The 14190-nt window shown below is 45.9% G+C and carries 11 protein-coding genes; 8 read left to right on the top strand and 3 right to left on the bottom strand.

Going from position 1 to position 14190, the window contains the following annotated elements; all coding sequences use genetic code 11:
* Positions 1-188: 188 nt before the first annotated feature.
* Positions 189-2558 carry a phosphoketolase family protein gene (locus tag ACUZ8J_RS05320; protein WP_374918496.1) on the bottom strand — a complete coding sequence of 790 codons (2370 nt, stop codon included), beginning with the start codon at positions 2556-2558 and terminating at the stop codon, positions 189-191.
* Between the two features lie 433 nt (positions 2559-2991).
* Between ACUZ8J_RS05320 and ACUZ8J_RS05325 the strand changes: the two genes are divergently transcribed.
* Positions 2992-4458 (top strand): alanine/glycine:cation symporter family protein, encoded by a 1467-nt coding sequence (locus ACUZ8J_RS05325; RefSeq protein WP_126511742.1) that lies wholly within the window; start codon positions 2992-2994, stop codon positions 4456-4458.
* Positions 4459-4566: 108 nt separating this feature from the next.
* The gene (yaaA, locus tag ACUZ8J_RS05330; protein WP_446693279.1) at positions 4567-5340 is read left to right on the top strand and encodes a peroxide stress protein YaaA; all 774 of its coding nucleotides are present in this window, start codon (positions 4567-4569) and stop codon (positions 5338-5340) included.
* Positions 5341-5411: 71 nt separating this feature from the next.
* On the opposite strand, the gene ACUZ8J_RS05335 is transcribed toward yaaA, so the two are convergent.
* On the bottom strand, positions 5412-6818 hold the full coding sequence (locus ACUZ8J_RS05335) for a M28 family metallopeptidase (protein ID WP_446693280.1): 1407 nt from the start codon (positions 6816-6818) through the stop codon (positions 5412-5414).
* A 135-nt stretch (positions 6819-6953) separates the two neighbouring features.
* Here ACUZ8J_RS05335 and ACUZ8J_RS05340 point away from each other — a divergent pair, with 135 nt between their 5' ends.
* The gene (locus ACUZ8J_RS05340; protein ID WP_006084975.1) at positions 6954-7250 is read left to right on the top strand and encodes an ArsR/SmtB family transcription factor; all 297 of its coding nucleotides are present in this window, start codon (positions 6954-6956) and stop codon (positions 7248-7250) included.
* A 60-nt stretch (positions 7251-7310) separates the two neighbouring features.
* Here the strand turns inward: ACUZ8J_RS05340 and rpsT are convergent, their stop codons facing one another.
* Complete coding sequence (rpsT, locus tag ACUZ8J_RS05345) at positions 7311-7577, bottom strand: 30S ribosomal protein S20 (protein ID WP_011623708.1); 267 nt, start codon at positions 7575-7577, stop codon at positions 7311-7313.
* A gap of 252 nt (positions 7578-7829) precedes the next feature.
* On the opposite strand from rpsT, the gene murJ reads away from it, so the two are divergent.
* The 5 genes from murJ (at position 7830) to fkpB (ending at position 14189) form a co-directional block, all read left to right on the top strand.
* Positions 7830-9389 carry a murein biosynthesis integral membrane protein MurJ gene (gene murJ / locus ACUZ8J_RS05350; protein ID WP_089067203.1) on the top strand — a complete coding sequence of 520 codons (1560 nt, stop codon included), beginning with the start codon at positions 7830-7832 and terminating at the stop codon, positions 9387-9389.
* Between the two features lie 65 nt (positions 9390-9454).
* Positions 9455-10390, top strand: a complete 936-nt coding sequence (ribF, locus tag ACUZ8J_RS05355; RefSeq protein ID WP_011623706.1) for a bifunctional riboflavin kinase/FAD synthetase — start codon at positions 9455-9457, stop codon at positions 10388-10390.
* Positions 10391-10422: 32 nt separating this feature from the next.
* A complete protein-coding gene (gene ileS, locus ACUZ8J_RS05360) occupies positions 10423-13245 on the top strand; it encodes an isoleucine--tRNA ligase (RefSeq protein WP_446693281.1) in 2823 nt (940 codons plus the stop codon).
* A gap of 9 nt (positions 13246-13254) precedes the next feature.
* Positions 13255-13767 carry a signal peptidase II gene (lspA, locus tag ACUZ8J_RS05365; protein WP_011623704.1) on the top strand — a complete coding sequence of 171 codons (513 nt, stop codon included), beginning with the start codon at positions 13255-13257 and terminating at the stop codon, positions 13765-13767.
* On the top strand, positions 13767-14189 hold the full coding sequence (fkpB, locus tag ACUZ8J_RS05370) for an FKBP-type peptidyl-prolyl cis-trans isomerase (RefSeq protein WP_446693282.1): 423 nt from the start codon (positions 13767-13769) through the stop codon (positions 14187-14189). Before lspA ends, fkpB begins: the two co-directional genes overlap by 1 nt.
* Position 14190 lies beyond the last annotated feature (1 nt).

Consider the following 14190-nt stretch of genomic DNA (forward strand, 5'->3'; position numbering starts at 1 on the left):
AGCACTTAGTGTGGGGATCCTTTGGTATTGTAGCCAGCGATTAATTATCACTTCATTTGTTAAATTTTTCCAGTGCTTAGTCCAAAGTTTTTTTATGGAATAGCATATTGTTACTTTTGATTGATGTTAAAAAGGCATCCAGAAGGATGCCTTTTAATTGTATTTAATTTGTTAATTAAAATTTGGGGTTAACGGGTCCAAACCCAATTTTCAATTTCAACAGGGTCAACACCGTTTGCCTTAATATAGTTGCGATGGTCAACGAGTCGTTGCAGCATATCGGTTGTGATTGAAACGTGCTTGGTTTCATCGATGACGCCTTGTTGGAATAGTTTGTAAGCCATATCAATAACAAGGTGATAGCGAGAAGTGCCATTACGAACACCCATATCAAATGGTGTTGTAGTCGAACCTTCTTCTTCATAACCTTTAATTCTGAAACGGCGGCTTCCTTTGTAGTCAAAAATTAACTTTTTGATAGTATTTGGATAACCGTGATAGTTAAATACAACCCCTTTATCTTGGGTAAATATTTCATCCATCATCCAAGGTTTTTCTTTAAACTTACGGCTACCTAAACCATCACTGCTTAATTCGGTCACGCTGACAAAACGAATTCTCACTCTAGGTAAGAGTTCACGAATAATCACAAGTGAAGCCATGCATTCTTGAGTGACATAATCACCACAGCCGGCAAGAACGATATCTGGATTTTCATCGGAAGCAAAATCCCACACCATCACACCGTCTTTGGCTTGCTTACGTGCTTCTTCTAAACTCAACCATTGTGGCAGTTCTTTTTTACCTGCTACTAGGATGTTTAGTTTGTCACGATCTGCAAAAGCGCGTTCGGTATAAACTAAAGTGCTGTTTGCATCCGCAGGTAAATAAGCCGAAATGATCTTTGGATGTTTTTCTAGCATCGCACCCAAGAATGATGGATTTTGATGCGAGTAACCGTTGTGATCCTGACGCTCTAATAATGAAGAGAGTACGACGTTGCACGCGGGTAAGGGTTTACGGAAATGCACCCCTTGGCTGGCGTAAACGTACTTACAGTATTGGTCGGCCATGGAAGACACAACCTGTGAGAAAGACTCATAAGTTGGGAACATGCCGTGACGACCTGTCACAGTGTAGCCATGTAGCATACCAAACAGTAAGTTCTCAGAGAGTAACTCGAGTACGCGGCCATCACGAGTCATATCCTCGTCCCAACTTTCAATTGGCCATTGCCATGCGCGGTCGGTTTCTTCAAATACCGCTTGCAGTTGGTTTGAATAGGTTTCGTCTGGGCTAAAGATGCGTAAGTTACGTTGATCACGGTTCAGTTTGAATGCGTCACGCATCCATTGTCCCATTTTCAACATGGAGTAACCGCGGTGTCCACGTGGTACTTCTGGGCCGTAGCTGAGCTTTTCTAGATCTGGATTCGATAGGGCTCTGACGACTTCACCACCATAAGTAAGATGTTGACGACCACAGGCTAAATGTTTTGGTGGGATCAGAGAGCTAATATCCGCATCAAAAATCAGTTCACCCTGGGCATTGATTTGGTAAAGCTCTTGGAACTGATAGCTGGCAAGCCAGTTATCTAGTGCGCTAAGGTGACCTTTATCCGTTGCGCATTTATTGACGATAACTTGGTGCGATTCGCAGTTACCTTCTAATTTTGTACCATTATATTCGCTTACACCTGTCCAACCTTTGGCGGTGCGCATTAAAATCACTGGCCAGCGAGGTTTGACAACATCTTCACCTTTACGAGCACGGGTTTGGATATCGTTGATCATGCTGTAAGCAGTATCCATCGCGGCAGTCATTTGAACGTAGATATCTTCTTCCGCTTCACTGTCGACAATAATTGGGTGATAACCCAGACCACGGAATTCAAGATCTAGCTCTTCATGGCTCATACGTCCCATACGGGTTGGGCCCGAAATTTTATAGCCGTTGATATGCACGATTGGTAACACGGCACCGTTGGTTGCGGGGGATACTAAACGGTTAGCATACCAAGAGGCTGCCAGAGGACCGGTTTCAGATTCACCGTCACCAACTAATACTGTTGCGATAAGATCAGGATTGTCTAATACGGCGCCCCAACCTACAGCTAACGAGTAACCTAATTCGCCCCCTTCAAGGATTTGACCGGGTGCTTCAGGGTTTGCGTGTGATGGATAACCATAGGCCGCAGAAAACTTCTTACAGATATCTTCGATACCGGTTTCATTATAAGGAATAGTTTCTGGATAGAAGTGGCTGAGTGAGCCTTCAATGAATAAGTTAGCTTGTACTGCGGGGAAACCATGGCCTGGGCCGACGAGGTAAATGAAAGGACGATTATGTTTTACAATGAGTCGGTTGACGTTGGCATAGACAAAGTTGATACCTGGACAGGTTCCCCAGTGACCGAGCAAACGAGGCTTAATGTCCGAATGCGCAAGGGGTCGTTTGTGTAATACGTTTTGTTTTAAATAAATCTGAGACGTAGCGAGGAAGTTTGTGGCTCTTACATACTTTTTAAGAGCATTAATCTCATGTGTAGTAGTCGTCATATTAAGCCTCATTAGAGCAGACGGAAGTGAATTGTGTTTTCTTGGATTTACTATATTTGTAATTTTCTTACAAAAATGTGTTCTACATCCAAATTTTAAAACTTGTGTCTGTAGTTAACGCATGTGGCTTAAGTTTGTATTTTTGTTAATTTAATATTAACAGTGACTTATCTGAGCTTTGTCCGTGTGAGTTCACTGCTGTTTTAGTGGGCAAACGTAGGCTTGATCACATGAGTAATTTCGAATACTGTGCTATTTTGCTGCGTTGAATTCGGTAGCCGTGATGTTGTAAATTCACGGAAGGATAATTTGAAAGAATAAATCTACCGATATTCTTACCTTTATTTGGAAGGATTCATTCACCACAAATGTTGCACCTCTCCCTTAATTATAGGTAGAGGAGGGCATTTGCTACGGGAAGAAGTAAAATAATATGCTAGAAACCATTGTAAATTTTTTGAACGCACTGCTCTGGGGCAAATTGCTCGTATACGGACTGGTGGGTGCGGGCCTTTATTTCACCTTACGACTTGTTTTTATTCAACTTACGCATTTCAAACACTCTCTTAAAGTGATGACCATGAGCCGCCAAGGTTGCGAGAGTGGTCTGTCTTCATTCCAAGTCTTTTGTACTAGTATGGCGGCCCGTGTGGGGGCTGGAAACATGGCTGGGGTGGCTGTGGCTATCGGCGCAGCTGGACCTGGCGCTGTATTCTGGATGTGGCTTATTGCCATGCTAGGTATGGCGACGGCTATGGTGGAGTCGACTCTTGCGCAAGTATATAAGGTGCGTGACACCAACGGTCAATTCCGCGGCGGCCCTTCCTATTATATGGAGAAAGGGCTTGGTCAGAGATGGATGGGAGTGTTGTTTGCTTTCTTCCTGATCATTGCCTTTGGTCTAGTGTTTAACGCGGTGCAAGCGAATACCATTACGGGGGCAATGGAGCGGGTGTTTGGCTTCAATCCAACCTATGTGGGTATTGGGTTAGTGATAGCCAGTGGCTTTGTGATTGTCGGTGGGTTACGTAAAGTTGCTCGAGTGTCTGAGTTTATCGTGCCTATTATGGCGCTGGCTTATATTCTGATCGCTTTCATTATTGTGCTGTTCAACTTAGAACAATTACCTGCTGTAATAAGCCTGATCGTAAAGAGTGCTTTCGGTTGGCAAGAGGCTGCGGCGGGCGGTGTTGCTTATACTGTCGCACAAGCCATGCAAGCGGGGATTGCCCGTGGTCTGTTCTCAAACGAGGCGGGGATGGGGAGCGCAGCAAACGTCGCGGCCAGTGCATCACCGAATCCTAACCATCCAGCATCTCAAGGTTTTGTGCAGATGATGGGGGTGTTTGTCGATACCATCGTTATTTGTACAGCAACAGCGGCAATTATTTTACTTTCAGGCGATATCGGTTCTAGTGAAGACGGCATTCGTCTCACCATCAATGCGATGTCAAACCACGTTGGAGACTGGGGCGGCGCCTTTATCGCGATAGCCATTTTCCTATTCTGCTTTACCTCTATCATTGCTAACTATTCCTATGCGGAAACCAATGTAATGTTCTTGACGGGTAACAGCACTAAGGCGTTACCGCTATTCCGTCTGTGCGTATTGGGCATGGTGATGTTTGGCGCTGTGGCTAAAATCAGCTTAGTGTGGAACTTAGCGGACGTGTCTATGGGGCTGATGGCCACGGTCAATATCATTGCATTGCTGCTGTTATCGGGCCTCGCGATTCGGGTTATTAATGATTACTGTGAACAATTGAAGAGTGGCAAAATGCCTGAGTTCGATCGCAGCAAGTTCCCTGAGTTAATGGAACAACTCGATGATGGTATTTGGCAGGATAATAGTGCCAACGAGCAGGCGAAAACGCGTACAGAATCTGCGCTGAGTCGCTAAACTCAAGTTCACTGATTAGCGCTATCGGAAAAACCACGTCATCCGTACGTGGTTTTTTTATACCTGTTCAGTATCATAGTGGCGTATTTTATTTGTTGGAGCGTGTTAATGTTGATTTTGGTTTCACCGGCGAAAACCCTAGATTTTGAGCAACCTCCTTTGGCTCAAACCCATACTCGGCCCGATTTTTTAGCTTATAGCCAAGAACTCATTCAAGTCTGCCAACGGTTAACCCCGAGTGACATTGCAACATTAATGAAGGTGAGCGATAACATCGCAGGCTTAAATGCCGCGCGTTTTGGTGAGTGGACGCCCGACTACAGTATTGCCAACGCCAAACAGGCGATTTTTGCGTTTCGGGGGGATGTGTATACGGGGTTTGATGCCGATACGTTGACGCCTGAACAGCTCGAACGTACCCAGTCACAATTGCGTATTTTATCTGGGCTCTATGGTTTACTGCGCCCCTTGGATTTGATTTTACCTTACCGTTTAGAAATGGGGACTGCGCTTGCCAATCCTAAAGGTAAGAATCTCTACGATTTCTGGGGTAATACTCTCACCGAAGCGGTCAATCGTGCCGTTGCAGAGCAGGGTGATGAGCTGATAATTAACCTTGCATCGAATGAATATTTTAAAGCGGTTAAACCAAAGCAATTAACTGGGCAATTAATCACTCCAGTATTTAAAGATTTTAAAAATGGCCAATATAAAGTCATCAGTTTCTTTGCAAAAAAAGCGCGGGGAATGATGGCAAGATATATCATTGATCAGCAAGTCAGTTCGATTGATGAATTAAAAGCGTTTGATGTGGCAGGTTATTACTACAGTGAAGAATTGAGTAAACTGAATGAGCCAACATTCTTGCGTGAAGCGCAGTAACCTATTACGGTTTAAATAAAAAGAGCAGCTTAGGCTGCTCTTTTTATGAGTGAATGATTTACTTATGAGGCTTATTTCGATTCAGTGCTAATGGGGGTTAACACTAAATTCGAGTTTGCCATGATATAAGCAAATTGAGCGTACGCTGCCACATTTTGTGCCAGCGCCTTAGGGTCTATTTTATCTAAGGTATCGTTAGGTGTGTGGTGATAATCGAAGTAATCGTGGCCATCCTGTCTTAATGAAGCTACAGGTACGCCTAATGCGGGCAGCATTGAGACATCTGGCCCACCTGAGGCTTGGTTATTGCCGAGGGCAACACCGTTGTATGTCATTGGTTTTATGCTCTCTTGAACTTGGGCGAAAACACTGTCACTTACCTTAGTGTCGATTTGATAAATGGGGCCAGCGCCAAAGTCCGATTCGGCAGCGATATAATGCAGAGGTAGCTCGGCTTTGTGCGCTTCAGCATAAGCCTTGCCTCCAAGTAAGCCTATCTCTTCGGCCGCATATAGTACTACACGCACCGTACGAGCGGGCTTTTGCGGAAGATCTTGAATATGTTTCGCTGCTGCCGTCACAATGGCAACGCCTGCGCCATCATCAATCGCGCCTGTACCTTCGTCCCAAGAATCTAAATGGGCGCCAATCAACACAATTTCGTCAGGTTTACTACTGCCAGTGACTTCTGCAATCACATTGTAGGATGTGTTGGAGCCTAAATCCTTTGGTGACATATGTAGTTCGAGCACCGCGTTTGGATCGCGTTTTAACATGGCATCGACTAAATCGGCATCGGGATTTGACATCGCCGCCGCAGGGATTTTAGGCACGCCATCTTGATAACGCATCACACCAGTGTGCGCCATGCGGTCATGGTCGGTGCCAATTGAGCGAATGACAATTGCTACGGCTCCCTTTTGTGCGGCTGCGACTGCGCCTTTTGAGCGGCCGCCGACACTTTTGCCATAACCTTCACCCGTTATGTGACGTTCGGTCTTTTGGTCGATAAAGGCAATCTTGCCTTTTACATCTTCTGGATTTGCCGCTTGTAATGCCGCAAGGCTATCAAAACGAGCAATTTTGGCTTGAATGCCTTCGGCTGGCGTGGCAATACTGCCCCCTAAGGCTGTTATCACTAAAGGCTGTTCTACCGGTGAGATCATCTTGGCTTTGGCTTCACCGCGTTCCCAAATCGGAACTTGTACCGGCTCTTTATAAACCTTATCAAACCCAAGACTTGTTAACTTATTCACTGCCCAGTTCACGGCAATAATGTCTTTTGGGCTGCCAGCTAAGCGTGGACCGACTTCTACAGTGAGGGATTCGACTATGTCATATCCCAATGATGACGCTAATGCGGTTTGCTGCAATTGAGCCGGAATATCGTTTTTTACGGGTGTTTCTACGTGAGTTTGGCAGGCGCTCAAACCGCCAATAAATAGCCCAGTTATTAGTGTTGTTTGGTAGGATTTCATAGGTTTCCTTTATTTTTATTAAGCATGTCCCATTTTTGAAAACAATCTAGCAAAAAGTGTGCTTTATGTCCCGACTATATCTGTAAGGCAACGCTATATTAGCGCAGGGGTTAGTTTTAGGAGAAAAAGTGCGTAATGAATATTGAATTGATGCAGGAGCGAGCCGATCATGCCGTAGTGCTATTAAAAGCACTCGCAAACGAACGCCGTTTATTTATCCTTTGTTATTTATTGAACGAAGGTGAAATGTGCGTTGGCGAAATGAATAAAAAATTAGGCTTAAGTCAATCGGCACTATCACAACACCTTGCTTGGTTGCGCAAAGATAATTTAGTAACCACACGCAAAGAAGCGCAAACCGTATTTTATTCGCTTAAGAGTGATGAAGTGCGTGAGATGATCCATCTACTGAACAATATTTATTGTCATTAATGGTAATCATCAGATATAAAAAAACCGGCAATTGCCGGTTTTTTTTATTTACTAAGACAATTAAGCAGCTAGTGCTTTGATCTTAGCGTTCAAACGAGCCTTATGACGGGCAGCTTTATTCTTGTGAATAAGGCCTTTAGTCGCCATACGGTCAACGATTGGTTGTGCAGCAGCGAAAGCTTCAGTTGCTGTTTTGTGATCGCCAGCTTTGATAGCAGCGATTACTTTTTTAACGTATGTACGTAACATTGAGCGACGGCTGGCGTTATGCTGACGACGCTTTTCAGATTGAAGCGCGCGCTTCTTTGCAGACTTGCTATTAGCCAAGGTGCAACTCCTAAAAACTGGATTTGATACTTTTAAAGGCCGAGGAATATGCCTGCATTTAGTCACTTTGTCAATGACTATGATTGAATAATCATCATAAAGATAAATTAATTCAACCCGCCTTGGCTATCTTCAACCCAACTCGTGTAATATGTGGCGCAATTCTAACAGCTATTGCCGCAGTGTGACAGAGCCTGAGTCGATTTTTTGAGATGAATCACCTAATCCATTCGATGTAGGTCTGGGGGACGTTTGAGTAAAAAATTATTGAAATCTGGCATGATTGTTAGTGCTATGACGTTGATTTCTCGTGTTTTAGGTTTGGTTCGAGATGTAGTTGTTGCCAATTTAATGGGGGCAGGGACAAGCGCTGACGTTTTTTTCTTCGCCAATAAAATTCCTAACTTTTTACGCCGATTATTTGCCGAGGGCGCTTTTGCTCAGGCATTTGTTCCCGTATTGACCGAATATCAGGAAAAACACACTTCGGACGAAACTCGAGAGTTACTCAGTAAAGTGGCGGGGACCTTAGGGCTCTTGGTGACCATAGTGACTCTTATAGGTGTTATCGCATCCCCCGTATTGTCGGCCTTATTTGGTGGCGGCTGGTTTGTGGCCTGGCTTAACAATGAGCCCGATGGTGCCAAGTTTGAGCTGGCAACCGTTGTGCTTAAAATCACCTTCCCTTATTTGTGGTTTATCACCTTTACCGCGTTAGCTGGGTCCATCCTAAATACCCGTGGGCGTTTTGCGGTATCAGCCTTTACCCCAGTATTCTTAAACGTGGCCATTATTGCGGCAGCAATGTTTTTTGCGCCAACGTCTTCCCAGCCTGAAATTACCTTGGCGTGGGGTGTGTTCTGTGGCGGTTTAATTCAGTTTTTATTCCAGATCCCCTTCCTACTTAGGGAAAAGGCTCTCGTTAAACCGTCATGGGGCTGGAAACACCCTGGGGTCGTGAAGATTAGAACCCTGATGATCCCGGCGCTTTTTGGTGTGTCTGTCTCACAAATCAATCTGTTATTCGATACTTTTATCGCCAGCTTCCTGATGACGGGCTCTATTAGCTGGTTGTACTATTCGGACCGTTTATTGGAATTTCCACTCGGTTTGTTTGGTATTGCCATTGGCACCGTGATTTTACCGGCTTTATCTCGAAATCATGTGAATGCAGAAGGTGATGGCTTTGGTAAGACCATGGATTGGGGCATCAAGGCGATTCTTTTATTAGGATTACCCGCCATGATGGGGCTGATTGTGCTCGCCCAACCTATGTTGATGGTCCTGTTTATGCGCGGCGCCTTCTCTATCCAAGACGTTGAGATGGCATCCTACAGCTTGATGGCTTATGGCAGTGGTTTACTCAGCTTTATGCTTATTAAAGTGTTAGCGCCTGGATATTACTCGCGCCAAGACACTAAGACCCCTGTGCGCTACGGCATTATCGCCATGATCACCAATATGGGCTTTAACTTGATCTTTGCGATTCCCTTTGGTTATGTCGGCTTAGCGATTGCGACATCGATGTCGGCTTTACTGAATGCCACTCTGTTATATCGCGGCCTACATAAGGCGGGTGTTTACCGAATTTCTAAGCCAACAATGGTGTTTTTCCTTAAAGCCGTGGTTTCAACGGCCTTGATGGTGGTAGTCTTGTACTACTTCTTACCTTCACAATCCCAATGGTTGGAATGGCAGCTGGTTGGGCGTGCGAAGGCTTTGATTGGTTTGATTGCTGTTGGCGCTATGACGTATTTACTTGGCTTATTGGCGTTAGGAATTCGTCCTTGGTCAATGAAACGGGGAGTTTGATTGCTGATTCTTATCGTTAGCTGTTATATAATCAGCCGATTTGCGCTTGGCAGTTGTCTAAAGTTATGGAATTAATCCGCGGTATACATAACATTTTGTCATCTCACCATGGCTGTGTGCTGACGATAGGTAATTTTGATGGCGTGCATCGCGGCCATGCACAGGTGATTGCCAATCTGGTGCAAAAGGCCAAGCAGCTTTCATTACCTCCGACAGTGATGACATTTGAGCCTCAGCCACAGGAGTTGTTCCGTGGTGAGAATGCGCCCGCGCGTCTGAGCTTATTGCGGGACAAAATCATCCTGTTAGATGAGTTAGGCGTTGAACGGTTAGTGTGTGTTAACTTCAACCGTGCCTTTGCAGACCAACCGGCGGAGCATTTCATCGAAGAACTGTTGGTGCGCAAGCTCGGGGTGAAATACCTCGTCGTTGGCGATGACTTTTGCTTCGGTCAAGGCCGAAAAGGCAATTTTGAAATGCTGATGCAGGCGGGAGCTCGTTATGGCTTTACCGTGGTAAGCACCCAGAGCTTTATGGTTGGCTCGCAACGCGTGAGTTCGACCGCGGTAAGAGAACAATTGGCTAAAGGAAACCTAGAGCAGGCGAGACGTCTACTCGGTCATCCCTTTACCTTAAGCGGCCGTGTGGCCCATGGCCAAAAAATTGGCCGCACCATAGGTTTCCCCACCGCCAATATTGCCCTCAAACGCAATGTGGTGCCCGTGCGCGGGGTGTTTGCGGTGAAACTCTATTGGGATGAGAGCGATATTTATGAAGGGGTTGCCAACATTGGTTTCCGCCCGACCGTAAATGGTCAAGTTTGTCAGCTTGAGGTGCATCTTTTTGATTTTGAAGGTGACATTTATGGCAAGCATGTTGAGGTTGAGTTAGTGGCAAAACTTCGCGATGAACAACCCTTTGATTCATTGGATGCGCTAAAACAACAGATTTTGAATGATGCAAATGAGGCCAGAGCTTTATTTGGTAACGATGCAGGCTGATATTTATCAGTTTAATTAACGGTATAGGATCAATGAGCGACTATAAATTTACTTTGAATTTGCCGGAAACTGAGTTTCCGATGCGTGGTAATTTGGCAAATCGCGAGCCAGAGATGTTAGAGCGCTGGACGAAAGACGGTCTGTATCAGCAGATCCGTGATAGCCGAATTGGCCGCACACCTTTTATTTTGCATGACGGCCCACCGTATGCGAACGGCAGCATTCATATTGGTCACTCAGTCAACAAAATTCTTAAGGACATTATTGTTAAGTCAAAAACCATGTCAGGTTTTGACGCGCCTTATGTGCCTGGTTGGGATTGCCACGGTCTGCCAATTGAACTGAAAGTTGAGCAAAAAGTTGGTAAGCCTGGTCAAAAAATTTCTGCGGCCGAATTCCGTGAAGAATGTCGTAAATATGCCGCCGAGCAAGTCGATGGCCAACGTGCCGACTTTATTCGTTTAGGCGTGCTGGGTGATTGGCAAAAGCCTTATTTAACGATGGACTTTGCTACCGAAGCCAATATCGTACGCTCTTTATCTAAAGTGATTGAAAACGGTCACTTACATAAAGGTGTTAAACCTGTTCACTGGTGTACAGACTGTGGTTCTGCATTGGCTGAAGCCGAAGTGGAATACGAGGATAAAACCTCTCCCGCTATCGATGTGGCCTTTACTGCGACTGATAGCAAAGCTTTAGCCGCTCAGTTTGGTGTAAGCGATTACTCACATCCTGTCGCTATGGTGATTTGGACTACCACCCCTTGGACGCTGCCTGCTAACCGCGCGTTATCTATCAGCCCAGAGCTGGATTACAGCTTGGTTGAATTTACGAAAGAGGGTGCGACTCACGCAGTTATTCTGGCCGATGTGTTAGTTGAAGCTTGTATGACGCGTTACGGCGCCGAGAGTCACAACGTGTTAGGTAAAGTTAAAGGCGCAGCACTTGAGCTGGTTCGCTTTAAGCATCCATTCTTAGCCTTTGACGTACCTGCTATTTTAGGCGACCACGTGACGACTGACGCCGGTACGGGTGTGGTTCACACTGCACCTGGCCATGGTCAAGACGACTTCGTGGTAGGCCAAAAATACGGTTTAGAAGTAGCAAACCCTGTTGGTGATAACGGCGTTTACAAACCAGACACTGAGTTTTTTGCTGGTCAACACGTATTTAAAGCAAACGACAATGTGGTTGCACTGCTGAAAGAAAAAGGCGCGCTATTACACCATGTTGCGTACCGTCACAGCTACCCACACTGCTGGCGCCATAAAACGCCCATTATCTTCCGTGCTACGCCGCAATGGTTTATCTCAATGGATAACCAAAACCTGCGCAAGCAAGCATTAAGCGAAATTGAGCAGACTCAGTGGATCCCTGACTGGGGCCAAAGCCGTATCGAGAAGATGGTTGAGAATCGCCCTGATTGGTGTATTTCCCGTCAACGTACTTGGGGCGTGCCAATTACCTTATTCGTACACCGTGAAACTGAAGAGCTGCACCCTGACAGCGTGTCGTTAATGGCACGTGTAGCCAACCGTATTGAGCAGGAAGGCATTCAAGCTTGGTGGGATCTCGATGCCGCCGAATTGCTGGGTGAAGAAGCCGAACAATACCGCAAAGTGACCGATACCTTAGACGTATGGTTCGACTCAGGCTCAACCTTTGCTTCTGTGGTAGGCGCGCGCCCAGAGTTTCATGGTCATGGTGTCGATTTATACCTTGAAGGTAGCGACCAACACCGTGGTTGGTTTATGTCGTCACTGATGATCTCTACCGCTATGACTGGCAAAGCACCTTACAAGCAAGTGCTGACCCACGGCTTTACCGTTGATGGTAAAGGTCGCAAGATGTCGAAATCTATCGGTAACGTCATTGCGCCGCAGCAAGTCACTAACAAGCTAGGTGCGGATATTCTGCGTCTTTGGGTTGCTGCAACCGACTACAGCGGTGAAATGACCGTATCGGATGAAATCTTAAATCGTAGCGCCGATGCTTATCGCCGTATTCGTAACACTGCTCGTTTCTTACTGGCGAACCTTAATGGCTTCGACCCTGCTAAGGACTTGGTGGCAGTAGAAGATATGGTGGCGTTAGACCGCTGGGCAGTGCGCCGCGCGGCAGCGCTGCAGCAAGAAATCATTGAAGCTTACGAGCAATATAACTTCCATATTGTGACGCAAAAGCTGATGCAGTTCTGCTCGGTTGAGCTAGGTAGCTTCTACTTAGACATCATCAAAGACCGTCAATATACCGCTAAGCAAGAGGGCCATGCCCGCCGTAGCTGCCAATCTGCACTGTTCCACATTGCTGAGGCTATGGTGCGTTGGATTGCGCCAATCCTGAGCTTTACTGCCGATGAAGTGTGGCAATTACTGCCTGGTCAACGTGATGCTTATGTGTTTACCCAAGAATGGTACCAAGATCTGCAATCTATCACTTTAGATACTGATTTAAGTGATGCGTACTGGGAAAATCTGCTGACTGTGCGTAACGAAGTCAACAAGGTCATCGAGCAAGCGCGCCGCGATAAACGTATTGGCGGCTCCTTAGACGCCGAAGTCACGCTGTTTGCCGATGCTGCTTTAACTGAACAGTTAACGCATATTGGTGATGAGCTGCGTTTTGTCCTGTTAACTTCAGAAGCCAAAGTATTGCCATTGGCAGATGCGACAAGCGATGCCGTTGAAACTGAATTGGCTTCATTGAAGTTAGAGGTAAATGCAACAACAGCAGAGAAATGCGAACGTTGTTGGCACCATAGGGAAGAAGTGGGCACGATTGAGGCTCACCCAACGCTGTGCCATCGCTGCGTAACCAATATTGAAGGTGACGGCGAAGTTCGTCTGTTTGCGTAAAGGATCTGTATGCCATTAACTTGGAAAGACAGTGGCTTACGTTGGTATTGGGTAGTTGTATTGGTGTTTTTGGCCGATCAACTATCTAAACAATGGGTCTTAGCCAATTTTGATTTGTTCGAATCGGTGAAGTTATTACCTTTTTTTAATTTCACCTATGTACGTAACTATGGCGCCGCATTTAGCTTTTTAAGTGAAGCGGGCGGTTGGCAACGCTGGTTATTTACCTTAGTAGCTGTTGGTTTCAGTACCTTGTTGACTGTGTGGCTGCGCAAGCAATCGGCATCCCTCTGGAAGTTAAACTTGGCTTACACCTTAGTGATCGGTGGCGCCCTAGGTAACTTAATCGATCGATTGATGCACGGTTTTGTGGTGGATTTTATCGATTTTTATTGGGGTAAGAGTCATTATCCCGCCTTTAATATCGCCGATTCCGCGATTTTTATCGGCGCCGTGCTGATCATTTGGGATTCGTTTTTTAACAGCAAATCCGAACAAGATAAAACCGAAGAGGTGAAGTAGTGACTGTGACACGTTCGTTATTGTGCCATATGAATATTGTGCTTGAAGATGGTTCGACCGCCGATGGCACTAAAGCCTCTGGTAAGCCAGCACGCCTCAATATCGGTGATGGTACTTTAAGCCCTGCATTTGAAGCGCAACTTGTTTCTTTGAATGAAGGTGATAAGCACAACTTTACGCTTGAAGCGGTCGATGCCTTTGGTGAGTCAAATCCCGATGCGATTCATTATATGGATAGAACCCGCTTCCCTGCCGATATGGAGCTTGAAGTTGGCGTTATCGTCAGTTTCGCAGGCCCTGGTGGCAGTGAGATCCCCGGAATTGTGCGTGAGGTTGCGGGCGATTCGATTACGGTCGATCTAAATCACCCTCTAGCGGGACGCAAAGTGACATTTGAACTCGACGTGGTGAAGGTATTGTAAG

The organism is Shewanella sp. Koi 1 (genome assembly GCF_052907445.1).

Bases quoted from the DNA above. Each gene is read 5' to 3' on its own strand.
- ACUZ8J_RS05325 (WP_126511742.1), top strand. From the start codon at position 2,992: ATGCTAGAAACCATTGTAAATTTTTTGAACGCACTGCTCTGGGGCAAA.
- ribF (WP_011623706.1), top strand. From the start codon at position 9,455: ATGGAATTAATCCGCGGTATACATAACATTTTGTCATCTCACCATGGC.
- ACUZ8J_RS05340 (WP_006084975.1), top strand. From the start codon at position 6,954: ATGAATATTGAATTGATGCAGGAGCGAGCCGATCATGCCGTAGTGCTA.
- ACUZ8J_RS05335 (WP_446693280.1), bottom strand. From the start codon at position 6,818: ATGAAATCCTACCAAACAACACTAATAACTGGGCTATTTATTGGCGGT.
- lspA (WP_011623704.1), top strand. From the start codon at position 13,255: ATGCCATTAACTTGGAAAGACAGTGGCTTACGTTGGTATTGGGTAGTT.
- ACUZ8J_RS05320 (WP_374918496.1), bottom strand. From the start codon at position 2,558: ATGACGACTACTACACATGAGATTAATGCTCTTAAAAAGTATGTAAGA.
- yaaA (WP_446693279.1), top strand. From the start codon at position 4,567: ATGTTGATTTTGGTTTCACCGGCGAAAACCCTAGATTTTGAGCAACCT.
- ileS (WP_446693281.1), top strand. From the start codon at position 10,423: ATGAGCGACTATAAATTTACTTTGAATTTGCCGGAAACTGAGTTTCCG.